This window comes from Xanthomarina spongicola, assembly GCF_003148645.1.
Lineage (GTDB): Bacteria > Bacteroidota > Bacteroidia > Flavobacteriales > Flavobacteriaceae > Xanthomarina > Xanthomarina spongicola.
On the sequence record NZ_QGGP01000002.1, the window covers coordinates 206,399 to 231,904 of the forward strand.

The following is a 25,506-nucleotide window of genomic DNA, read 5'->3' on the forward strand; positions in this document are numbered from 1 at the left end:
GCTACCATAACATCCAGCTGTCTTTTTTCTTTTCTTAAAAAATTAATAGGAAGGGTTTACTGTTTGATTAATACTTATACCTATTGAAGAGAAAAAGGGAAAAACAAAGCATAAGAGGGTATTCAATGAATTTGAAAGCCTAAACCCTCAAAGATTAACGTAATTTACTATATAAATTGATAAGGTTTAACTCCTTATCAAGTCCGTACCAAGTCCGAATGAGTATTAATTAAAAAATGTTATATGTTATGGGAAAAATAGCCCAAGGAATTTTAGGAGGATTATCCGGAAAAGTAGGAAACGTTATTGGTGGTAGTTGGAAAGGTATTGATTATTTAAGAATTAAACCTTCAAGTGTTGCTAATCCAAGAACTGTAGGACAAGTGAATCAAAGAAACAAGTTTACAGTTACTTTAGAGTATTTACAACCAAATTTAGCCTTTGTTCAAAAAGGTTATAAGAATTATGCAGTTAAACAAACACAATTTAATGCTGCAATGTCTTATGTTTTGAATAATGCTATAACAGGAGTAGAGCCAAATTTCAATGTTGATTTTGCGACTGCTTTATTAAGTAGAGGAAATTTATCAGGAGTATTAAACCCTGGTACAGATTTAGCAACACCGGGAGAAGTAACATTCACTTGGGACGATAACTCTGCGGAAGGAAATGCTAATTCAACCGATAAAGCAATGTTGTTAGTTTACAATCCGAGCAAAAAGGAATCTATTTCGCAATTAGAAGGCGCAGATAGGACTGTAGGAACTGAAACGGTAATTATACCATCAACTTATGCAGGAGACACTGTAGAGCTGTTTATGGCTTTTATTGAAACTGATGGTTCAAGAGTATCAAATAGCGTTTATTTAGGTAGTGGTACGGCATCTTAAAAGTGATCCTAATTAAATGGTTAAAAGACCGTTACATTAATTTGTAGCGGTTTTTTTATGCGCTTTTAGTATAAAAATAAGTGGGGATTATGTGGGGATATATTAAAAATAAAAACCCTAACTAATTGATTATCAATTGTTAGGGTTTATTTTAAGCGGAGAAAGAGGGATTTTATTCCTCGTTCTATGCTATTATAAATCAGTTGCTTATAATTTTATTATCAATTAAGGTAACCGATTTGGACTCCTTTTTTAACGTACTAAATACCACTAAATTGTGTATTGTAAAAATAGTGAATTAAGTCAATAAATACAAGGGTTTTTAGATATAGAATACTAAAATTTGAACTAGTTTTAATAGGACATAAATTGTTTTTGTTGATGAATTATCTCCCCAATTATCAAATTGATTACTATCCTAAAATCAGGTGAGAGACTTGTTCATATTTTATGCCAGCATAAGCACAAAATTCATCAATGGTTAAGAACTCATTGGTGGTTTTATTGAGCTCTTCTTTAATTTTCCGTACGAGTCTAACACTTTGACGATAACTCTTTCCTGTGATTAGCTGAACGTCTTTTGGATAGATGCATACTCTTTGCATGTCATTTTTCATATACTATCTATACTTTTGATTAGGCTTTGATATACATTAACTTACTAAATGATTCTACTTTAAGCCTGAATAAAAATACTTTTTTTTTATTTAATTCTTCTTTTAGAAAGATACCTCAACTTTCACGCCTTTTTAGAGGTTATTTATGTTGTTTTCTGCCATCTGTAGCAGATAGTGACATATGGAATCGCACTTGCTTTTATTATTGTTTTAGTCGCTTGATATTTGATGTAAAATCTATCGGGTTTGTTGCAACATCTTAAAGATTTAAACGGAATGTTTAACTAAATATTTAAAATTATGGCAAGGCAAAAAGGCATAATTAAATTAAAAGGTACTATTGGAGATATTACCTTTTATAAAACCCAAGACGGACATTTAGCTCGCGAAAAAGGTGGTATTGATGCAAATAGAATTGCAAATGATCCTGCGTTTCAAAGAACGCGTGAAAATGGTTCAGAGTTTGGTAGAGCAGGGAAGGCAGGTAAACTTTTAAGAACAGCACTACGACCATTGCTCTTAAATTCTGCTGACAGCAGAATGGTAAGCAGATTAACCCAATCTATGGTAAAAGTGATTCAAGCGGACACGACTAGTGTACGTGGATTACGAAACGTGATTGATGGTGAAGCTGAATTGTTATTTGGATTTGAATTTAATATTCGAGGGAAATTAGGAACGAGTTTATTTGCTCCATTTACAGCAACGATTGATCGTGTAGCTGGTACTTTGGATGCAGATTTAGCGTCTTTTATTCCATCGAATATGATTGCAGCTCCAAGTGGTACGACTCATTTTAAAATGGTTTCTGGTGGTGCTGAAGTGGACTTTGAAGCAGAAACTTTTGTTGTTGCTACTTCAGAAACAACCATATACCCATGGGATACCACTGCAACTGCAGCTATCAATTTGAGTAATGCTGTTACTGCTAACAGTACAAAACCTTTGTTTTTAGCACTAGGTATTGAGTTTTATCAAGAGGTTAATGGCCAAATGTATCCGCTTAAAAATGGCGCTTACAATCCATTATCTATTGTAAAAGTGGATAGTGGTGTGTAATGCTTTTAGTATTACATAGAATCTATTTCCCTGAAGGTACACTAGGGCTATTGCAAAAAGATGGCGATAATATTTGTTACACTATTGAATTGCCCTGGTTAAATAACAGGCGCATGGTGTCTTGTATTCCTGAAGGGATGTACATTCTAAAAAAGCGATTTAGTAAAAAGTTTGGTTGGCATATACATCTCATTGATGTACCAGGAAGACAATTCATATTAATTCATCCTGCAAATGATGCCAAAAAAGAACTGTTAGGTTGCATTGCACCAGTATCTAATTGCACTGGAATAGGTAAGGGTAATTATTCAAGAAAAGCACTTAAAAAATTGACAGATTTGGTTTTTCCACTGTTAGACAAGAATACGGAAGTGGAATTGTTAATTACCTCTGCTTAACAGACGTTTAATCTTAAAATATATGTTATGAATTTAACAGAACGAGCTAAAGCTCCCACACCTAAATTTTTTAGAATTTTGAGAACCATCGGATTATCATTATTAGCTGTTAGCGGTAGTATTATTGCTGCTCCTATTGCCTTACCTGCAAGCATCGTAACCATTGCCGGTTATGTGGCTGTTGCAGGAGGTGTTTTATCTGCTGTTAGTCAAGTTACAGTTGATGATCAGGTAAAAAATGAGATCCAAAAAGATGGCGAAGTAAAATAGAACCATGAAAACAGATATTTCACTTAAAGTAGGCACTACTTCTGGAACACTTTTGAGCATTGTGCCAAATATTTTTTCGGAAGATATTTTAAAAACTGTTATTTTAGCAGTCGTTGGTGCTTCGGTTAGTTTCGCTGTATCTCTTTTCTTAAAATGGTTAACAAAATCTAAAAAATAGATTATTCAGTTTTGATTGGTAACCTTTACTGAATTATACAAAGTCCGGTCATTTCGATTGGACTTTTTCTTTTGCCATTAATTTTTTAAAAGAAAAGAAAAAAGAAAGCTGATGTTAAGGTAGCGTGGGTGATGCTGTCAAGGTTTTTGGATAAAAGTTTTTTATACTAAAACCTTGAATCTGACATTTAGAGTTAATTTGAAAAAAGTTTTATTCAAAACCCGTAGGGCTTGACCTTTATAGCATTGGGCGCTGGCAGAAGGAAGCTACCTATATTTGCTGCCTTTTTTTATTTTCATACTCTAATATAAACTTGATTATTATGGAAAATCCTTTTGAAATTATTAACGAAAGATTAGAGAGAATTGAAAACTTACTTGAAAACATCTATTCAAATATTGGTACAAAAGAAACCAATATTATTACTTCTAAAATTATGGATATTGAACAGCTTTCAAATTATTTAGGTTTATCAAAATCGCATATATATAAACTAACAAGTAGTCATACTATACCGCATTCTAAAAGAGGTAAAAGGCTTTATTTTGATAAGGAAACGATAAATAGTTGGGTGTTGGAAAATAAAATATGGACACAGGATGATATTGAAAAACAAGCATCTGATTATTTAATTAAAAAAGGGAAACACTTTTAGGGGAATTAACACTTAAGAAAATAGGTTTCAGTTCGTATTTGAGCGTTGGATGAAGCGTTTGTATGGGTAGCGTTTTAAATAGTTTTTTGATAAAACAGCATTTAAACAAGCTACTTATTCAGGACTTTTAGACAATAGCTTATTGCTTTTTAAGGAACGAAAAAAGTAATGTGCTATGGCGTATAAATACATTTTGTATGCCTATTTTTTTATAACCGCTGACTTGGGTGGTGGGGAAAAGTGGTTTTATAATTTCAAAGAAACGAAAAGTATATGTTTAAGTTCAAATTTGAGCGTAGGCAAGCCGATATTTAGCTCGTGCCTTTTCTATTTAAAATGAATGTACTCGTGAATATCGGCTAATTGTGTTTTTTGTACAAAATTGTGCGCAAAGGCTAGCCGATATTTTACATAATACCAGTTATAACTATCGCCCGAAATAATAAAACGCCCGATAGGGCAACCAAAAAAGGGAAGTATTATAACTTGTATTATGTAACATAGCTTGGGTGAGTTTATGGTTTTTATGATACCATAATAGAGGAATAGCTTATTGTATTTTGGTTTGATTTTATGAAAACCAAATTGCAATATGCTATTACCTTGAAGACTAAAAAAACGCTAAACTTGTAAGGTAAGCGGAACAACACAAAAGACAGAGGGTTATTGCGATAGCAATAAACTGGGTTTTGGGTTGTGGGGGATTAAAAGAAAATAGTTTAAATGTCACTGCGCCATCTGGCCTCTTCGCTAAATCTATCCACTGGATAGATTCTACACGCTCGATCCGGGTTTTGGGTTGTGGGGACAAAAGAATAACTATTCTTCAATTATATTATTGATTGGGTCCATTTCATTTGCTTTCTTATGTGCCCATTCAATATAGTCTTTATTTATAGAATTATTTAAGTTGTTTGTTCGATTTATCTTATTTTCAAACGCTTTAATGTATGAACGTATGTTTGAAGCTTTCATATAATTTTCAGCATCCATAAATAGTTTTTCTAATTTAGCATTCTCTATTGCAATTAATGCCGCTTTTTCAGCTTCTAATTGTTGTTTGATTTTATTTTATTTTCTTCTTCTTGAATGCGTTGTCGTTTTCTTAAATCTGCCCATTCTTTGCTGTCTCTTTCTACATAATTATATATTGCTTGCAGTCAATCTTCTAAACGTTTAGTTTTTCCATCAATCCATTCCTTACGTGCATGATATCCAATTTGAAACTCTAATTTATTACTTCCTTTCCGATACAATATTTGAAATTTATATATTTTACTCAGCATCACGTGATTCGGGTAACAACATGACAACAAAAAATGATGAAAATTAATAAATACAAGACAACAATGGTAACCAATTAGTTAGGTTTTTTGTTTTTATATTTAGTAAATTTGTAGGTCAAATAATGATAAAAAAATAATCAAATACAAAATGTACCTTTGTCTCGTTTAATGAGTAAACTGAAAAAAATGTCGAATCAATTATTAATTTTTAATAGAAAAATCATTACTAAAATCTTAATTAGTCTCAAACACCTATGATTAAATTAAATATTTTAACTTTTTAGTATTAAAAGTAAGCTCAATAACATAGAATATAGTTTTTAGACAGTCTAAATCCTTCATTATAAAAAATATGAAAATATTTCATGCGGCATTCTAAATTGAATATACCAGCACTTCCTTCAGATCTTATTAGAAGACCACATCTTCTCAAAAAATTAGAAAGAAAAAGTGCTGTAGCATTAATTTTGATCTCTGCACCTGCAGGTTATGGAAAGAGTATACTTATCAGTCAATGGATAAAGGAGACAGAAAGTGCTCATGCATGGCTTTCAATAGATGAGACAATGAATGATACATCTATTTTTTTAACCTATATAAGTGAGGCGATAAGCAAATTTAGTTCTATTGAAAAACAATCATTAAAAAATTTGGATAAGGATTACAATTTTATTAATTGGCCGTCCATTATTGAGATTTTTGTGAATTCGCTCAACGTATTGGACGAGCACACCGTACTGATTTTGGATAATTACCATTTGATAAGGAACCAAGAGATTCACCAGTTAGTGCAAACATTGATCGACGAAGAGATAAAAAATTTACAAGTGCTTATCATAACCCGTTGGGATCCCCCTTTTAAATTACAAAAACTAAGGATATATGATAGGATAGTTGAACTCAGAATGTCGAATCTTAAATTTGAGAAAGATGAATTAATTCAGTTTTTTACATTACATAGAAATATTAAACTCACAAGTGACGAAGTCGATAAGGTTATAGAGGATACAGAGGGCTGGATTTTGGCTATCAGAATGCTATTATTGGCTAGGTCATTTCGGATGGAGGATTATGAAATAAAAGGCATCGAAAACATTTCAAACTATCTAGATCAGTTACTTTCTTATATAAGCCTAAATCTAGAACCAGAATTTTTTAAGCAGATGCAACTTTGTGCACTTTGCGATCAATTCAATGTGGAACTTATTGACTCTATTTGTGACTTTGCTTATGAAGGTTCCTGTAAAGGAGAAGTGTTCCTTGCCAAACTAAAAGAGCTTAATTTTTTTATTATCGCTACCGACTTGGACGGGGGTTGGTATAGATTTCATCATTTGGTTGGAGAAACTCTAATACGGAATCTAAAAAAAACTGATCCTGATATCGCTATATCAATTTATACCCACATCAGTAAGTGGTTTTTTGATAAAAATTTTGTTGATGAAGCCATCAACTTCGCGATAAAGGCTAAAAATTACGACTTAGCCTGTAGTCAGATCACAAAGCATAGGGCAAGCATTTTAGACCAAGACCAATGGTGGGTTTTGCAACGCTGGCTAGATAAGATTCCTCGGCAAATTCGCAACGCCAATATGGATATTTTGGTGACGGAACTACTGGTTTGCGAGGAAACCTGGAATATCGAGGATTTTTCTTCTATCCTGAACAGGATAGAATCAATCGGCCTTGAAAATTCAAATGCTGAAAATATTTCCCGGTATCTGTTTCATCTAGGTTACTTTCTAACATTTGTAGAACCAAATCCCAAAAAAGCGGTAGAATCTCTTGAACAATCTATAGCGTTATTTCATGATGAAAGTGCCTTGTTTGGCGGACGTAGAGATACCATTCTAGCCTGTAGCAGACAGATGCTTGGCGAAACCTCTTTGGCATTGAAGTCTCTTGAAGATATTCATGAAAAATTTGAGCGTTCCTCAAAATTGTATGTCCGCTCCTTAGATGGTAAAGTCCTTGTTCATTTACTTTCCGGAAATTTTGAATCAGCAAATAAAGACTTAAAAAAATTCCTGTTTCTTGTTCAAGATTCTGATTTCCTATATTTAAAAGGGTGGAGTTCCTATTATCAAGGTAATATTGCCTTTCAATTCTTCCAGAAGGATAGGGCCATGAACACCTTTAAAAAGGCTTTAGAATTTGAGGGTGTTTTTAATTACAGGGTTTATTTTGATGCACTTGCAGGATTGGTATTAATGAGCTCACTACAAAAAGATAAAGAGGCAACTGCATTATTTCTAGAAAAAATGAGCCAAATGGCTAATAAACTCAAAGACACAAATTTCAAAAATTACTACCGCTCAGTTCAGGCTAGAGTCAACTGGCATAAAGGAATGGGTGAAAAAGAAATGAGCTGGGTTACAACCGACAGAGTGAAGCAGCATTCATCTTTGTATTTATTTTTGATAGATGTACCTGAACTAACAAAGACAAGAATCATGATAAGTCATGGTTCAAACATTCAGGTTCAAGAGGCGCTTTCTGTGCTCGAGGAAGTAGAAGTTATGCTAGAAAGTGTTTATAATCACTATCAACATATCGATATTATTCTGCTTAAAGCAATGGGGTTTTTCCGTCTTCGAAAAGAAAATCTTGCTGCCAAATGGTTAGCGGAAGCGCTTACATTGGCAGAAAAGAAAAATATGATTAGGCCTATTATGGAAGTTGCTATGGTCATGCCATCTTTATTTAGTGTCTTGAAAGATGCTGCTACTTATCGCATTTTAACGTTTATAATCTTTGATGTTGTACCTCAAAAAACACGAGAAAGGAATCTAAGCGATGTCAATGAGTTAACACTTCGTGAGCAAGAAATTATAAGACTTATCTTTAAAGGTCTTAGGAATAAAGAAGTTGCCCAACAGCTTAATATCTCCATATTAACAGTTAAGACGCACTTGCGCAACATTTATAGTAAACTAGACGTCTCTAGTCGTACCGCTATGATAAATAAAATACTAGAGAAGAATCTATTTACTCTATAATACTCCTTTTATACCTCTTTCGAGGTATTGATTTTTAATTTAACACACTTAATTTTAACAATTCATTAACAACGTATTGAATTGTTAAAAATAGTTTCTAAATTAAATGCACTCTATCACATTGAAAATGCAGGAAAACCAATCCGTGTTCATGTTCAAGAAAAAGGGAAAATGTATGAAAATAGTATAAAATTAATTTAAAAGTATGATAAGCGAAAAGAGAGGTTTACTATTATTTTTTGTTGCAGTGGTGCTTAATTTTTCTGTCTATGGGCAAGACAAAAAGAAAGACACTATTAAGGTAAGAGATCTTTCAAGTCCAAGCTCTGTGAGTCAGCAGATAAATGAAGACGCAACCTTTGACGCAACTTCAAAAGAAATGGTTAATATATGGCACGGGTTAGACAGCTTAGACCAATTGAAAAATAGGTTTTATAAAAAAACTGGTTTTATTATTAATGCTGATTATAACTCACAAATAATGGGAGCTACCAAAGCAATTGGAGATAATGTTAGTGCTAGTGGTGTGTTTCGTATTTATGGTAAGTATAATTTTGTTGGTAGAGGGACTCCACATGAGGGCGGTTTAGTATTTAAAGTTGAAAATAGACATAAATACACCGACCTGGCATTACGTGACTGGGGGCCGGCAGGTGTAGGTTATGCTGGTCTTGTGCAATCTGTTTATAATAATGACGGTTGGCGTGTTACTAATCTATATTGGAGACAAACATTTGGTACGGCCAATATTGTTGCTTATGCGGGATTTCTGGATATGACGGATTGGACTGACATATTTGTATTGGCAAGCCCTTGGAGTAGTTTTAACAATCTATCATTTGCAACAGGTTCTAGTACTGTCGGTGGTTTATACCCCGATGGTTCATTGGGTTTAATGGTTAGCGCATGGTTAACTGATAATTTCTATGTAATAGGAGGTTTAATTGATGTTAATGGTAGTGCCATAGAATTTTATAAAGGATTTGAAACTTTCTTTACTGAATTTGGAACCCTCAAAACTTTTGAAGTCGGTTTTACGCCGAATTCCGAAATGCCTATTTTAAAAAACGTACATGTAACCTTATGGCAAGCAGACGCGACAGTAAATGCTCCTAATGGTTGGGGACTTATAGGCTCTATTAGTTGGGAATTAGGTCATAACTTATTTACATTCCTTAGAGGGGGCTGGGCAAAAGAGGGTGGTAGTATTTTTACAGCCTCAGTCAGTACAGGTATTGCTTATAATATAACAGGATCAAACGTATTTGGTTTAGGAATAAACTGGAACCAACCAAATGAAAATATGTTTGGCACTGGCTTGAAAGATCAATACATTTCTGAAATATTCTACAAATTACAGGTTACAAATCATTTTGAATTCACACCAAATATACAATTCATAATAAATCCGGCATTAAATACTAACGCAAACTTTACAACGATTTTTGGAGCACGTGCACGAATTAATATATAAAGAAACTCGAATTACTATTGTAAAAAATTAAGAAATACATAAAACAATTCTTTTATAAAGATAATTAATAAACAAAAAACAGTAAAATATGAAAAAGACGAAGCGCAACAAATTAAATAACATTAATATAATTTTAACTTTAAAAAAACCAATTTAGAATGAAAAAAATGAACTCGACACTATGTCTTATAGTGGCATTAGTATTACTGAATACTAGTGTATTCGCACAAGAAAAAAAAGCACCCACTTACAAATTAATCACCAATGTAAGTGTTTGGGATGGAACAAGTGACAAGCTGGTAAAAGCAGATGTATTAATTGAAAACAACTTAATTAAAGAGGTTAAAAATGGAATTAAAGCACCTGCAGGTGCAACTGTAATTGACGGTAAGGGGGGCACAGTTATGCCTGGTTTAATTGAGGGGCACGGCCATTTATACGTGAATGGCAACGGTATAGCAGATATCGAAAATAATCTAACGTATGATCAAATAGCGATTAGAGGAGCGGCAAAAGCGAAAGCTGCTTTAATGTCTGGATTTACGACCTGGAGAGATGCAGGAGGAATGGCTTCCGGGCTAAGGAAATTTATAGATGCAGGTGAAGTAGATGGACCAAGACTTTATCCTTCTGGTGCATTTATTGGACCAACTGGTTCTCATGCAGATTTTAGAAATACCACTACTCCTAACGAAACTATGTTTGGTGCTCATTCTTCAGCCGCTCGCAATAGTATAAGTTTTACGGCTGATAGTCCTGATGCGATTAAAGCAGCGGCTCGCCAAAACTTTATGCAAGGTGCAACTCAAATTAAAATAATGTCTAGTGGTGGAATTCTTTCACAATTTGACCCTTGGCAATTAAATGCATTCTCTGCAGAAGACATACAAGCTGCTGTTGAAGTAGCAGAGGCTTATGGTTCTTATGTACAGTCTCATGCGTACGGCAAGACAGCAATTATGAGGTGCTTAGAAAATGGCGTAAAGACTATAGAGCATTGCTTAATGTTTGATGAAGAGATTTACAAAAAAATGGTAGAAAAGGGAGCGTATATGACGACAAACATAACGTCTTTCTCTCCTTACATCACAAAAATAGACGGTATGACTCCCGTTTCTGCCCGAAAGGCTAATTCTGCTGCGGTAGCAACTGCGAATTTTGTTGAAAACGTAAAGAAATTTAGACCAAAAATGGGATTCAATACGGATGCGATTGGCGGTGTTCAATTAGGCATAATTCAAACTGACTATTCCATTTATTTAAGTGGACAGTTATTGGGTAATTTATATACATTAAAATCGCTGACTTCTGTAAATGGTGAAATAGTAAAACTTACAGGAGAAGTTCTAGACCCCTATTTTGAAGGTAGTTTAGGCCTAGTAAAAGCTGGAGCCTATGCAGATCTTCTTATTGTAGACGGAAATCCATTAGAAGACTTATCAGTTATTGGCGCTAATGAAAAATGGCTTGATGCACCTGAACGTCCAATTGATGGAATCGAAAAAATGAAGCTTATCATGAAAGATGGAAAAGTATATAAGAATACTTTGTAAGTGAGTCGTCCTAAAATAGGTGGATAGATTTATATTGAAATTTAATCAAAAAACTGCGAAACAAGCTTCGCAGTTTTTTGATATATATAACTTGGTGTGGACATGCTATGAATAAATTAAATGCTTGCACAGCGGTAATATCACTCCCCAGTTTTTGAAAAAAGACTTTATAAAAAACAATACCATTGAATACTAAATTCATCATGAATAATTCAATCATACAAATACAAAACTTAAAGTTTAATTGGGACAAGTCAAAGGTTCCTTTTATTATTATACCAGAACTTGAAGTTTTGAAAAGTGAACATCTTTTAATTAAAGGCGACAGCGGAAGTGGAAAAACCACTTTTTTGAATTTAATATCCGGTGTTTTACCCCTTAGCAGTGGTGAAATTAAAATATTAGGCGAAAATTTGGTTGATGTGTCATCTTCAAAACGCGATGCCATCAGGGCAAATCACATGGGTGTTATTTTCCAGATGTTTAATCTCATCCCCTATCTTTCGGTTATCGAAAATGTACTTATTCCCATACATTTTTCTGAAGTCAAAAAGAATAAAATCCGGGCAAAAGGAATTGGTCCAAAAGAAGAAGCCATCCGTTTACTGACTGAATTAGGCCTTCAGCAAAAAGAGATTCACGAAAAAAAAGTTACCGAACTGAGTGTTGGGCAACAGCAACGGGTGGCGGCAGCCCGGGCTTTAATTGGTTCGCCCGAAATTATTCTGGCCGATGAACCAACTTCAGCACTCGATGAAAACAACTCCATGCGCTTCCTCGACCTGCTTTTAGAAGAGTGCAAAAAAAACAACAGCACTTTGTTGTATGTTAGTCACGACAGTCGTATCCATCAAAAATTCCAACAAAGCATTTCCATCCATGATTTTACGGAAGATATGCCGATTGCTGAGAAAACAAAAAAGGAGGCCGTGGTATGTTCATAATAAAGCTCGCGTTAAAAAGTCTGTTGAACCGTAAGTTTACGGTGGCGCTTACCATATTTTCTATCGCTATTAGTATCACTCTTTTATTGGGTGTTGAACGGATAAGGATTGGCCTTGAAAATAGTTTCTCCAATACAATTTCGGGCACCGATTTGGTTGTTGGCGCGCGTACCGGCGACGAGCAACTTCTTTTGTCAACTGTATTTCATATCGGAATGGTTTCCAACAATATCAGCTGGCATAGCTACGAAGATATAGCTGCCAATGAATTAATAGACTGGACGATTCCGATTTCAATGGGCGATTCGCATGAAGGATTTAGCGTAATTGGTACGAACGAAGATTATTTTACACATTATCAATTTGCCAATAAACAGCATTTGCAATTTCAGGAGGGAAAGGCGTTTCATGAAACTTTTGATGCCGTTTTGGGGGCAGATGTTGCCGCTTCTCATGAATATAAAATTGGCGATGAAATTGTAATCAACCACGGTTCGGGAGACATTGCATTTCACGACCATGGCGATAAACCGTTTCACGTAACTGGAATCCTGCAACGCACCGGTACACCTGTTGACCAAACCATTCATGTGAGTTTGGAAGGAATCGAAGCCATTCATATCGACTGGGTAGATGGAATGCCCGACAAACACATGCACTTTTCGGCCGAAGAAGTTGAGCACCTGCATCTTGAACCCGAATACATTACTGCTTTTTTGGTGGGTTTAAAAAACAGAACAGACGTATTAACCGTACAGCGCCAAATCAATACAAATAAGAGTGAGCCCCTAACTGCAGTTATGCCGGGAATTACCTTGCAACGACTTTGGAACATGATGGGAAAGATTGAAACAGCACTGCTGATTGTCTCCGGTTTTGTTGCCATTGCCGGATTAATTGGTATGCTTGTGGCATTGCTCACCGGCGTTAACGAAAGACGGCGCGAAATGGCAATTCTACGCTCGGTTGGTGCCAGCCCGTTAAAAATATTCGGTTTAATTTCCAGCGAATCTATCGTAATTACCATGTGGGGAATAGCGATGGGTATAGCTTTTGTTTTTCTCCTGTTGCAGCTAGCAAAACCCATACTCGAAACACAGTACGGCATTTATTTAAATCCGTCAGGGATATCATTACAGGAAATTTATATTATCGGAACGGTGATAATTTTGGGAATATTAATTGGGATAATTCCCGGTTATAAAATATATAAATACTCACTTTTGGATGGAATGACAGTTAAAATGTAACTATCTTTCACGCTAAAAAACAAAATAAAAAAAATATGCGAAATTTAATTTTTACTTTTCTGTTTTTAACCGTTTTTACCGGCATTTTTGCCCAGGAGGTTAAAGTAATTCAATGGGATGATCTAGTTCCGGATGAAGTTAAAATTGATGATCCTTTTGAAAAATTGACGGAGGATCAAATTGATGATTTAAGATATATAGTGAGAATGCGGATGCTTCAAGAAAGAAAACCGGGAACTGTGGGCGCTGAAAGTCTGAAAACAATTGAAGAAAAAGAAAAAAAACTCACCGCTGAAGGAGTTGATATTGAGGGGATGCTTGCCCAGCATACAGCTATTATAGAACTTCGGAAAAAAAGTGCGGAAGCAGTAGTCGACTCATTAAACGGATCAAATATTAGAATGTCAGGTTATTTATTGCCGCTGGACTTTGAAGGAAAAAATGGAGTTGAATTTCTTTTGGTACCCTGGGTAGGAGCATGCATCCACACACCGCCACCACCAGCAAATCAAATTGTTTTTATAAAATTTGACAAAGGCTTCGAAGTGAATTCCCTTTTTGCCCCAGTGTGGGTTGAAGGTACGCTGCTAACAAAAAATTTAACGAAAGAGCTTTATTTGGCAGATGGTGAATCCGAAATAAATGTGGGATATGCCATGTCGGCAAAAAAAATCTTGGACTACAAGAAAAAGTAAATAATACCAATTATATTTTAAAATTGGCTATAAAGAAAAGTAAACGAAAAAGAAACGATTTATATGACTTATTTTGATGTATAATTGGTATAAGACAAGCGATGGACCAATACAGGAAGAGAATCCGTTAATGTCAGTTGCGGTATAAATTATATTTTATATCAATAGTGTCCGATAAAACAATTTAAAAGGAAGCATTATCAACTAACGGCTTCCTTTTTTTTATGACTTTAATTTTTAACAAAATTAAACGCTTCATATGGTAACTGGTCGCTTTTTTCGGACAGGTTGAAAGTAGACACCTTGTAACTTTAAGACATGAAAAAGAGATTTTATGTGGGCTATAATTGTTACAGTTGACATAACGAAAGGAAACAAAAAATGGAAGGAAAAAGCTACTATGATGTTAAATAAAACGGTTAAAAATAGCCTTAAAAACACAAAAAGGGGATTCAAGCCATGTCAATGAGTGAACACGTCGTGAGCAAGAAATTATAAAAATTATCTATAAAAGCCTGAGGAATAAAGAATTGCGCAAGAGCTTAATATCTGTGTTAACGGTTAAGACGCAGTTGCGCAACATGTACAGTAAACTCGTCGCTTCCAATGGTATTGCTATGATAAATAAAATACCAGAGAAGAATCTATTTACGTTCTAATACTCCTTTTATACCTCTTTTGAGGTATTTGTATTTACAACAACACGCCCGAACTTTAACGATTCATTAACAACCCATTAAATTGTCAAAAAAAGTCTCTAAAACGCACTCGGTCTTTCAAATCAAAATCGGTGTATAAAAATAAATAAGTTATGAATTTAAATAAACAATTACTGACATGCATACTTTGCATCATGAGTTTAGGGCTATTCGCTCAAGAAAAACCAAAGTCAATTACCCTTTTTACCAACGTACAAGTTTTTGATGGAACATCAGATAAATTAATAAAAGCCGATGTTTTAGTTGAAGGAAACCTCATTAAACAAATATCCAAAGAACCTTTAATGGTGATGCAAACTGATAATGTAAGCATTATTGACGGAGGTGGAAGAACGCTGATGCCGGGTCTTATTGACGCACATGTACATCTGTCGTTAAACATGAATTTTATCTCTATGTTTTATCAACAACCAGACTATTTAGCGGCAATAGCTTTAGAGGAAGCAAAAAATACATTGATGCGAGGGTTTACTTCTGTAAGAGATACAGGAGGAGAAGTATTGGGAATAAAATTAGCCATTGATCAAGGTCATGCAATTGGGCCACGTATTTGGGCTGCTGGAGCAGGAATTTGTATGACCGGTGGGCATGCAGATCTAAGGCCACAAGCGCAAAGACCACGTCAATTAGGAGGTCCAGTTTATTACGATGGGGAATTTAACGGGATTACAGTGATTGCTGATGGTGTGCCAGAAGTATTAAGCGCTGCCCGACTCCAAATGCGTAAAGGTGCTGCATTTTTAAAAATGTTTACAAGTGGAGCAGTAAGTGGAATGTATGATCCTTTAGATATTGGTGAGTATTCTTTCGAAGAAATTAAAGCTGCTGCAGATGAAGCAAAAAGATGGAATACTTATTTAGCTGTGCATTCATATAATGACAAAGGGGTTAGTTTAGCTTTAGAAGCTGGTGCAATGTCTATTGAACATGCAAATTTAATGACAGAAGAAACCATGAAGCTACTTGTTGAAAAAGGTGCGTTCTTAAGTACACAAACTGGAGTTTATTTTTCAGATGCACCTGAAAACTGGAGCGAAGAAAGCAAAATGAAACATGATAAAGCTAGAGATGGTATAGACAACTTGTTTAAGTTGGCAAAAAAATACAATGCCAAAATTACTATTGGTAGTGATTATGTTGACAATGCAGAGCAGAAAAAAGGACAATCTTTTGAATTAAGTAATAGATTAAAATGGTGGACAGCTCCAGAAATATTAAGTCAAACAACTTCAGGAAACGCAGAAGTACTTTATTTTAGTGGTCCTCGTAATCCATATCCTGGGAAACTAGGTGTAATTGAAGAAGGTGCGTTTGCTGACATTCTCTTAATTGATGGAAATCCCTTAGAAGATTTAACACTATTTCACGATTCTGATAACAATCTTGATCTTATCATGAAGGATGGGGAAATTTATAAAAACACAATTGAAAATAATTAAACTACTCAAAATGAGAAAAATAATAACAACTATTGTATTAATGCTAGTTTTAAGTAGCTTGAATGCACAACAAAAACCTGCTGAGTATGACCTTGTCATTCTTAACGGAAGAGTAATGGACCCTGAAACCATGTTTGATGCTATTGCAAACGTTGGAATTAAAGACGGGAAAATTGTAATGATTACTAAAAGTAAAATTACAGGTAAAGAAATAATTAACGCAAAAGGTCATGTTGTTGCTCCAGGTTTCATTGATCCACATAGCCACAACGTTCCAACTCCATTTGGTCAAAAATTAGCCTTAAGAGATGGTGTAACAACACCACTAGAATTAGAACTTGGAGTGTTGCCTATCAATTTTTGGTATGATCAAATGAAGGGGAAATCACAAACGAATTACGGTGCTTCTGCTAGTGTTGAAGCAGCTCGAGAAAAAATACTTAATCCTAACTACCAAACAACTGATGGAGCACTTATCAATGATGCCTCGATAATGGATGAAACCCATCTTTCCATGGCTTGGTCAAAAGATGTTGCTTCCGATGAACAAGTAAACCAGATTCTTGATTTAGTTGAAGAAGGATTAAAGCAAGGTGGTCTTGGTATTGGTTACACACCTGGTTATATGGTCTACGGTGTAAGGACTGAAGAAGGTGTTGGCGCACAAAAGTTGGCCGGTAAATACAGACGTTTCGTTTATTTACATGGTCGGTTTTCAGGTCAACTCCCTCCTAATGACGGACTAACTGGCACATTGCAACAGCTAGGTGCTGCAGAAGCTTATGGAGGTGGTCTGGTTATCGCACATATGACGGCACAGACTTTAAGTCAAACAAAAGAAGCACAGGCGATTATAGATGCCGCTGCTAGAAAAGGTATTCCTGTTATATCTGAAATATATGCCTATACCTATGGTTCTACTATCGTTGCTGCCGACTATCTTGAACCAGATAATTATCAAAATAATATGGGACATGATTATAAAGATATTGTCAATTTAACAGACATGAAGCCCTTAACAAAAGAAACCTACGAACAACTAAAAAAAGATGCTCCTACTACTAATGTAACGTTTGAGAATGCTACTAAGGAAGATTTATATTGGGCACTTTCCCACCCTACTTCTATTATAGGTAGTGATGCTTTCCCTGGTGTTTCAAAGATAGACAAATCTCTCCCTAAAGATTGGGATACACCCTATGAATCTGTCAATGCTCACCCTAGAGGTGCTGGAACTCATGCTCGAATTTTAAGATTAGTACGGGAAGAAAATTTAATGTCTTTAATGTTGGCCGTTTCCAAAATGACTTTTATGCCAGCTAAATTTCTTCAGGAAAATGGAGTAGATCAAATGACGAACAAAGGACGATTACAAGTGGGTAAAGACGCAGACATAACAATTTTTGATCCTGCTACCATCAAAGATAATGCAACACCACAAATGGGTACTTTACCATCTACAGGTATTCCTTACGTGATAGTCAATGGTACAGTTGTGGTTAAAGATTCTAAAGTTTTAAAAGATGTTTATCCAGGACAACCGATTCGAGCAGAAATTCAAGAATAGAAACCCATAGGAAATAGTTAATCATTAAAATTGAAAAAAATACTAGCACTTTACCTTTTGTTGTAGGATTCTGGATCATCGTTTCTGGAGTAATGACTTTCTCCAATGCATTTCAAGCAAAAAAAGAAGGCATTCCTTATTGGTGGATGAGAATAGTATCTGGAATTTTTTCAGTCTTCATTGGATACATCATTATGAGTAATCTACTTCTTGGATTATTTGCAATAAGCACATGGATCGGTATTGCTTTAGCTTTAGCTGGTGTAATTAATATTGTTTTAGGATTAAACTTTAAAAAAATTACGGAATAAAAAATAACTAATGCTTATATACTAACTTTAAAATTAGTCAACTATGAATTTAAACAAACAATTATTGACATGCATACTTTGCATCATAAGTTTAGGGCTATTCGCCCAAGAAAAAACAAAGCCAATTACACTTTTTACCAACGTACAAGTTTTTGATGGAACATCAGATAAATTAATAAAAGCTGATGTTTTAGTAGAAGGAAACCTCATAAAACAAATATCCAAAGAGCCTTTAATGGTGATGCAAACCGACAATGTTAGTATTATTGATGGAGGTGGAAAAACGCTGATGCCGGGTTTGACTGACGCCCACACGCACATTATGTGGACTGATGATATCGAAAATCTGATTTATGGTGCCCCGGAGGGGTGGTCGGGCACACTTGCAGCAGTTAACGCAGGTGAAATGCTACAACGGGGTTTTACAACTATTCGAGATAACGGAGGCCCAGCTTTCGGATTAAAAAAAGCCATTGATGAAAATATCATTCCTGGTCCACGAATTCTTCCTGCTGGTGCGTTTATATCTCAAACGTCAGGCCATGGTGATTATGACCAACGTATGTTTTATTTATCACCGCACTTTACCGGTCAGATTGATAAGGCCTATATTCGTGGCTGGACAATAATTGCTGATGGTGTGCCTGAAGTACAGAAGGCATCACGAGATGTTCTTCGATCAGGAGCAACCCATCTGAAAATCTTTGGTAGCGGAAGCATTACCGGCGCTCATGACCCGATAGATGTCACAGAGTATACCTATGAAGAACTCAAAGCGATTGCCGATGAAACAAAAAAATGGGGAACATACGCAGCGATACACGCTTACAGCGATGAGGGCATACAAAACGCCATCAAAGCCGGTATAAAAAGTATTGAACATGGTCTATTCGCTTCAGAAGAAACCATGAAAATGATGAAAGAAAATGATGTGTGGCTTTCAACTCAGTTTTTTGCTTTTAGCTTGACGCCAGAAGAGGCGGGAATGAAAGGAGAGGCGGTTCAGAAATACCTAACCGCACAAGAAGGCGCTAAAAAAGGTTATGAAAATGCTAAAAAATATGGTGTAAAAATGTCCTTTGGTACCGACATTTTAGGTTCGCTAGAACTTCACCGCATGCAAAATTCAGAATTTACAGCCCGAAGCAAGTACTTCACTCCCTATGAAATATTGAAGCAAGCTACATCGCAAAATGCAGAACTCTTTGAGTTATCTGGAGAGCGCCATCCCTATAAGGAAGGTAAGTTAGGTGTTATCGAAGAAGGTGCCTATGCTGACATACTGCTAGTAAACGGAAACCCTCTTGAGGATATATCGCTTTTAGCTGCTCCAGATAAGAATTTGTCTTTAATTATGAAAGATGGCGTAATTTATAAGAATAGCCTGTAACGCCCTGTAGATTAAACCGATATAGATTGACTTTTTAGATATTTAATGTAGAGAACAATTAAACAAAAACAGATAATTATGAAAAAAATGTTAAAAATTCAGAAGTATTTATTGCTTTTTATGATGCTATTTTCAGCATTGATAAATGCACAAGAAGCACAAGAAACCCAAGAAAAACCAAGTGCAGATGAGCTAGCAAAAGAATTAGCCAATCCCAATACCGTAAGGGGTACCTTGAACTTTAACTTTGATTATGTGCATTATCAGGGAGATTTACCCGGAGCTGAAAGTCAAAATAGCTTTGTGATGGGTTTTCAACCCGTCCTTCCATTACCGTTAAATAAGACGACGAATCTTTTTGTGAGACCCAATATCCCCCTTTATTTTACGCAACCCACATATGGGGCGAACGGGTTTGAAAATCAGGGAGTCGGTCTGGGGAATATCAGCGCCGATATTGCGATAGGAAAAACATTTCCATCAAAAACTATTGGTATCCTTGGTGTATTTGGTAGTTTTAGAACGGCTAGCAGTGAGGCCTTAAGATCTCCTTATACCTTATTAGGTCCTGAAATCATGGTTGCTCAACTTTTTAATTGGGGTGTTGTCGGGATTATGGTAAATCACTCATGGAATGTGAATAAGATTGACCCAACTACGAATGATAGTTTTTCTATTTTGGGGGATGATGTATGGATTGCATCAGAAGGAGGAGACTCTGCTAGTATTACAGCTGGACAATATTTTTATGCAGTTAGCTTGAGTAATGGTTGGCAAATCATGTCGGGACCAACCTGGTCTTATAATCACAACGCCTCAAAAGGTAATAAATTAACCCTTCCCTTGGCTACTGGTGTAACTAAAGTAACAAATTTTGGTAAATTACCTATAAAGTTTAATATGCAATATTGGTATTTTGTGGCATCTCCAGAGGCATTTGGTCCACAACATCAAATACGTTTAACAATATCACCTGTTGTGCCTTTGCCTTGGTAACCAATCCATATTGAAAATTGAATACTAAACGAAAATTTATAGAGGATTTTGCAGATAAGAAAATAAAACGTACCAATCGCATTATCCGGATCTCGCTTCTTATAATAGGTCTCATTGTTCTATATGATGCTTTCATGTATAATATACCACTCTATTATATTTTATTTAGTATAGGGGGGTTGCTTATTGGAAAATTGTATTATTTATCTCATAAAGTTATCGTAAATCAAGAAAATTTAGGATTATCTCTTGAGAATAATGGGTTGAGTATTGTGTTTCTTATTGTATTAATAACAATACGATTTATTATTGGTGAAAAGTTACTAGAAAAGTTTCATGTAATTTTAGTTACCGACGCTTTAAATCTATTTTTTATGGGTATTTATTATTCGAAATGGAAAGTAATCATGCAACAAATAGATAACCTTTATTATCTTGTTTTAAAGCAATTTAAAATGTAAATCAAAAGAATTAAATATTGTTTAACCTTAATTTTATTAGAGATTAGAATAACAAATAACATCTAATGATTCACCTATAAATTTAATAACACACTTATAAATTATGAAATATATTTTAAACTTTAGTATGTAACTTTTTTTTCTGATAACACAGGTAGCTGTTTCACAAGACTAAAAGCCCTCCGATAGCCTAAAAATGGAAGATAGAATTGATGACTTTAGAGATAATACATTAGTCTATACGGGGCAGGATTAAATAGACTAGTCATTCCATAATTCAATACCTTTATTTGGATCTAAAGCTCGCATTGCATTTGGCGGTTATGTTAAACTTGATTATTTACAAGATTTTGATGGGGCTTATGACCGTTTTCAATATGAGATCCAAAATGTTCCTATTGTCGTTGAAATTTTGGTACAGAGGGGAAAGCGTTTTCTCCAACTGAATTTAGAGCTGGAATCCAATGAATACCTAATACTTATATCATTCCTTCATTTACTTTTGGTTTTCAGTTAAATGGCAATACAGGAGCTGGATTTGAGATAAGAGTTATGATTATTACACCACCTTTCTTGAAAAAAGATTATTTAAAACAAAATATCCTTGAATATTAATTTTAATAAAATGTAATTTGTGAATAATGAAATTTTATTCTATTCCGCTTTACTATCAAAATGAAATAATTATATTTATTTAAATTGTAACAATATAATATTAACCTCGTTTAACGAATTACATGACAAATTTTATAAAAATCATAGTGGTTTTTTTAGTGTTTTCTTCAGAATTAACATGGTCGCAAACTAAAAATAAAGAAAAAGATAGTACATATACTCCTTATGAGTTATTAACTAGTTACTATACGAATACTTTTAAACCGTTTCAAAAGAAAAATATTTATGTGGGCTTGTCGTTAGCGCTAGAAGACAGACAATCTGAAAACATTAATGTTTTGGTTGGAACCATTTTGGATGGTGATCGTACAAAATACGATATTAACCTAAAAAGCGGTTACTATATTGGAAATTATGTTATGGCAGGTGTTAACTTTAATTATTTTCAGGATAAATTTTCAGGGCTTACATTAAAAGATTCCGATAGCATACAATCCAATTCGTTAACACGGAGTTATGCAGTAACGCCTAATCTGCGATCTTCTGTACCATTAACCGAAAATGAGCGTTTAAGTTTTTTTACGGATATAGGTCTTACTTTTGGAGGAGGTAACACTGTTACGAAAGATGTTAAAAATATAGACGAAGTTGACAAATCATATACCAAAAATTTTAATTTTAGAGTTGGTATCAGTCCTGGTGTAACCTTTTTTGTAATGGAAAATTTTGCATTTGAAATACAATTGGATTTATTAGGATACGAATTAAACAGTTCAAAGACTACTGTAAATGACATTGATCAGTCTAGTAAGACTAGACAAAATATTGATTTAAATATCGATATTTTATCCATGCAATTGGGACTAGCTTATTACTTTAGAAATTGACAAAATTATTTATGTTAACGATAAAAAGAAAGATTGGTTTAAAAAATATAACAATGAAAAAACTAGGTGTTTTATTAATAATGGGTATGGTTCTGTTTTCTTGTGTAAAGGAAGATTATTATGGACAATCACCCTATGGGAATATCAAACAAATCCTATTAAGTAATCAATCAGGTAATGCCACTATTTTGGCAGACAGTCTCCTAGTAACAGTTGAAATTCCGGGAGGTGTTGATTTAACAACTATTACGATTGAAAATTTGGTTCTCTCCTCTTTTGCACAATCCAACAAAATGCAAGGTGATCTCTTAAATTTGGAGAACGATGGTACGATTCAAGTTACGGCCGAAGATGGCTCTGTTTATTTATGGACCATCAGAGCCTACGTAGCCTCCGAAGCCCCTCAACTTGATAATTGGGAGCTTAACTCTTGGTATTTAACGGGAGGTAATTATTATGAGCCGGGTACTGATGCAACCTCAACTATTTGGGGCACGGGTAATCCCGGTACCCAGATTTTAAATAATTTGGCGACTATTCCGGAGGATCTTGGGGCTGATAATTTAGCGGCAAAAATGATAACTCTGGATAATGGCTCATTAGCTGGAACATTTGGCGCACCAATTTCAGCAGGATCTATATTTACCGGCTATTTTAATCCAGATAATATAGATTTAAGTGATCCTCAAGCAGCCATTGAGTTTGGGACTCCATTTTCCGGAAGACCCCTAAAAATACGGTTCAAATATAGTTATGTCCCTGGTGCAGAAAACAAAGATCAAAATGGTGACCTACTTAACTACGGTGATGCCTGCGATATTTATGCCCTGTTAGAAATACGGCAAAATGGACAGACACAGCGTTTAGGTACTGCTTGGTTTAGAAGTGAGCTTGAACAAGGAACGTTAATTACTCAAGAAGTTGTTTTTACCTACGGTGCATTAGATTCTAATTTTCCAGACTATATGTATCCTGAAAACAACGCCTATGTAAGTGATGATTTAGCTCAATTTGCCTTACCAACACATATTACATTTGTAGCCTCTTCAAGTTTTGACGGTGCTAATTTTTCTGGTGCTATAGATAGTATGCTAATTATTGATGATGTCGAGATGGTCTATGAATGATGCTTATTATTAAAATAAATAGCTCTGGTGTAGCAGAGTTGATTTTTTATTTTTTAAACGTAATCAGATCATGGATAAAGTGAAAATAATAATAAGATTATTAAACAAAAAAAAGCGCGATATATCGCGCTTTTTTTTACTGTAAAAATTAAATATTTAAACTTATTTTTTAATAATTCGTTTAACAATTTTATTTCCATTAGAATCACTTACTTTAACTAAATACATACCTGGATTTAAATCAGATAAATCGAAATGAGAGCCTTTGTTAAAACGTTTCACGGTTGCTCCTAAAATATTATAAACAACGATAGTATTAGGTTCGTTTCCATTCTTAAAAGAGATATTTAAAACATCTTTAACCGGATTGGGATACATAGTCATTTCAATATCTTGAATTGTTGGTGTTTCTATACTTAAAGTAGCATAAAGAACATCATAAGTTATTACTCCAAGATCGGGAGTAGCTATAAATGTTCTAAAGCCTTCACTAATATCAATAAAATCAAATGCAATTCCATTAGAATTACTGTATTCCAATTCTGTTACGGGTATCATATTCCAGGTAGAACCATAATCTTCAGAGTAATAAACAGCTGTACTACTAATAGCTGAACTATTAACACCTGCTACCAACACCTCTGGATTGTTTGGATCATAAGATATTTTTGTCACGTGGTTTGTTGGTAAAATATTGGTCCAAGTTGCATAATTGTCTGTTGATTTCCAAACACCATTTTCAGTAGCTAAAACAAATTCATTTGCATTATATGGGCTTTTAACAATATTATAAATAAATCCAGAATTAATATCTAGTGTTAATCCTGTACTAGAATTTGTCCAAGTTGCACCACGATCTAAACTTGACCATAATTCACCACCTATTCCGGCTAATACTTCTTGATTGTTGCTTGGGTTAACCCAAGTTGAATAATGTCTTCCGGTACTAGGCATTGTAACTTGTGAAATTGTTGGAGACCAAGGATCTGGACTAGTTATGTCGATAATAAATGTACCGCTAGCCATAAAAAGTTCAAAAGAAGCCCAAACTTCATTATTATTTACAGGATCTGGATAAATGTTTAAAACAGGATCATAAAAACCTGTATAAAAGGTTTGAAAAGATTGACCATGATCTGTACTAGCATTTAAGGTATTACCATTAAAATCACCAGCTGCAGAAAAAATACGACCATATTGACCTTGCCCTTGATCTACAAAAAATAATGGTGCAGCATTACCTGATACAATATCAACTGATTGCACTCCATAAGCAGTTTCAACACTTGTATTTAGGTTTTTAGATGCCAAACCTTCTTGAACACCATAATAAAGGTATGGGTCTTGACCACTATCTGCATTGGCTATTCCAACATAAGTTGTAAAAGAGTAAGGTGAAAACATTCTTTGAATGGTACTGCCGCCATCAGTAGAACGAAATGGATACCAGTTAGAGGTATAAATTACTTCGTTAGCATCATAAGGATTAAATGTAGCTGATAATCCAAAATAATATTCAGGTACCCAAGGACTATAAGTTTGAACTGACCAATTGGCACCACCATCTGTGCTTATGGCAATTTCATTGGTCTCTAAAACGTAAATTTTATCTTGAATAGTTGGGTGAAAAATCACTTCATTGATTGCTTTTTCAAAATTTTGGAAATATTTATCTAATGTATTATATCTGATGTTTTGGCATTTGATTTCGAACATATTTAGAGCA

At 34.7% G+C, this 25,506-nt stretch carries 21 protein-coding genes; 20 read left to right on the top strand and 1 reads right to left on the bottom strand.

What is annotated here, in order from left to right:
* Positions 1 to 248: 248 nt before the first annotated feature.
* The 20 genes from LX78_RS04885 to LX78_RS04985 all read left to right on the top strand — a co-directional run bounded on the left by LX78_RS04885 (position 249) and on the right by LX78_RS04985 (position 23,780).
* Positions 249 to 890: a DUF6266 family protein gene (locus LX78_RS04885; protein WP_109681526.1), complete on the top strand. Its 642-nt coding sequence runs from the start codon at positions 249 to 251 to the stop codon at positions 888 to 890.
* 917 nt (positions 891 to 1,807) lie between these two features.
* The gene (locus LX78_RS04895) at positions 1,808 to 2,566 is read left to right on the top strand and encodes a hypothetical protein (protein WP_109681528.1); all 759 of its coding nucleotides are present in this window, start codon (positions 1,808 to 1,810) and stop codon (positions 2,564 to 2,566) included.
* A complete protein-coding gene (locus LX78_RS04900) occupies positions 2,566 to 2,964 on the top strand; it encodes a DUF5675 family protein (protein ID WP_109681529.1) in 399 nt (132 codons plus the stop codon). Before LX78_RS04895 ends, LX78_RS04900 begins: the two co-directional genes overlap by 1 nt.
* 78 nt (positions 2,965 to 3,042) lie before the next feature.
* Complete coding sequence (locus LX78_RS04905) at positions 3,043 to 3,234, top strand: hypothetical protein (protein WP_245881476.1); 192 nt, start codon at positions 3,043 to 3,045, stop codon at positions 3,232 to 3,234.
* Between the two features lie 4 nt (positions 3,235 to 3,238).
* Positions 3,239 to 3,412 (top strand): hypothetical protein, encoded by a 174-nt coding sequence (locus LX78_RS14770; RefSeq protein ID WP_165839152.1) that lies wholly within the window; start codon positions 3,239 to 3,241, stop codon positions 3,410 to 3,412.
* A 322-nt stretch (positions 3,413 to 3,734) separates the two neighbouring features.
* Positions 3,735 to 4,067, top strand: a complete 333-nt coding sequence (locus tag LX78_RS04910) for a helix-turn-helix domain-containing protein (protein WP_109681531.1) — start codon at positions 3,735 to 3,737, stop codon at positions 4,065 to 4,067.
* Positions 4,068 to 5,733: 1,666 nt separating this feature from the next.
* Positions 5,734 to 8,352 carry a LuxR C-terminal-related transcriptional regulator gene (locus tag LX78_RS14980; protein ID WP_281267903.1) on the top strand — a complete coding sequence of 873 codons (2,619 nt, stop codon included), beginning with the start codon at positions 5,734 to 5,736 and terminating at the stop codon, positions 8,350 to 8,352.
* A 205-nt stretch (positions 8,353 to 8,557) separates the two neighbouring features.
* Positions 8,558 to 9,826 (top strand): carbohydrate porin, encoded by a 1,269-nt coding sequence (locus LX78_RS04920; protein ID WP_109681533.1) that lies wholly within the window; start codon positions 8,558 to 8,560, stop codon positions 9,824 to 9,826.
* 158 nt (positions 9,827 to 9,984) lie between these two features.
* Complete coding sequence (locus tag LX78_RS04925) at positions 9,985 to 11,379, top strand: metal-dependent hydrolase family protein (protein ID WP_109681534.1); 1,395 nt, start codon at positions 9,985 to 9,987, stop codon at positions 11,377 to 11,379.
* Between the two features lie 203 nt (positions 11,380 to 11,582).
* Entirely contained in the window at positions 11,583 to 12,323 is a 741-nt protein-coding gene (locus tag LX78_RS04935) for an ABC transporter ATP-binding protein (RefSeq protein ID WP_109681536.1), read from the top strand.
* Positions 12,314 to 13,573 (top strand): ABC transporter permease, encoded by a 1,260-nt coding sequence (locus LX78_RS04940; protein WP_109681537.1) that lies wholly within the window; start codon positions 12,314 to 12,316, stop codon positions 13,571 to 13,573. The genes LX78_RS04935 and LX78_RS04940 overlap by 10 nt, the downstream gene beginning before the upstream one ends.
* 35 nt (positions 13,574 to 13,608) lie before the next feature.
* Positions 13,609 to 14,268: a DUF3299 domain-containing protein gene (locus LX78_RS04945; RefSeq protein WP_109681538.1), complete on the top strand. Its 660-nt coding sequence runs from the start codon at positions 13,609 to 13,611 to the stop codon at positions 14,266 to 14,268.
* Positions 14,269 to 15,079: 811 nt separating this feature from the next.
* Positions 15,080 to 16,426, top strand: coding sequence for a metal-dependent hydrolase family protein (locus LX78_RS04950; protein ID WP_109681539.1), 1,347 nt, complete (start codon positions 15,080 to 15,082; stop codon positions 16,424 to 16,426).
* Positions 16,427 to 16,436: 10 nt separating this feature from the next.
* Positions 16,437 to 17,993: an amidohydrolase family protein gene (locus tag LX78_RS04955; protein WP_170109798.1), complete on the top strand. Its 1,557-nt coding sequence runs from the start codon at positions 16,437 to 16,439 to the stop codon at positions 17,991 to 17,993.
* 29 nt (positions 17,994 to 18,022) lie between these two features.
* The gene (locus LX78_RS04960) at positions 18,023 to 18,304 is read left to right on the top strand and encodes a DUF308 domain-containing protein (protein WP_281267908.1); all 282 of its coding nucleotides are present in this window, start codon (positions 18,023 to 18,025) and stop codon (positions 18,302 to 18,304) included.
* 43 nt (positions 18,305 to 18,347) lie between these two features.
* Entirely contained in the window at positions 18,348 to 19,694 is a 1,347-nt protein-coding gene (locus tag LX78_RS04965) for a metal-dependent hydrolase family protein (RefSeq protein WP_109681542.1), read from the top strand.
* Between the two features lie 78 nt (positions 19,695 to 19,772).
* A complete protein-coding gene (locus tag LX78_RS04970; RefSeq protein ID WP_109681543.1) occupies positions 19,773 to 20,690 on the top strand; it encodes a hypothetical protein in 918 nt (305 codons plus the stop codon).
* A gap of 134 nt (positions 20,691 to 20,824) precedes the next feature.
* Entirely contained in the window at positions 20,825 to 21,151 is a 327-nt protein-coding gene (locus LX78_RS14780; RefSeq protein ID WP_170109799.1) for a hypothetical protein, read from the top strand.
* A 737-nt stretch (positions 21,152 to 21,888) separates the two neighbouring features.
* Positions 21,889 to 22,653 carry a hypothetical protein gene (locus LX78_RS04980; protein ID WP_109681545.1) on the top strand — a complete coding sequence of 255 codons (765 nt, stop codon included), beginning with the start codon at positions 21,889 to 21,891 and terminating at the stop codon, positions 22,651 to 22,653.
* A gap of 53 nt (positions 22,654 to 22,706) precedes the next feature.
* On the top strand, positions 22,707 to 23,780 hold the full coding sequence (locus tag LX78_RS04985) for a PCMD domain-containing protein (RefSeq protein ID WP_109681908.1): 1,074 nt from the start codon (positions 22,707 to 22,709) through the stop codon (positions 23,778 to 23,780).
* 162 nt (positions 23,781 to 23,942) lie between these two features.
* Here LX78_RS04985 and LX78_RS04990 read toward each other — a convergent pair whose 3' ends face one another.
* Complete coding sequence (locus tag LX78_RS04990) at positions 23,943 to 25,496, bottom strand: T9SS type A sorting domain-containing protein (RefSeq protein WP_109681546.1); 1,554 nt, start codon at positions 25,494 to 25,496, stop codon at positions 23,943 to 23,945.
* Positions 25,497 to 25,506 lie beyond the last annotated feature (10 nt).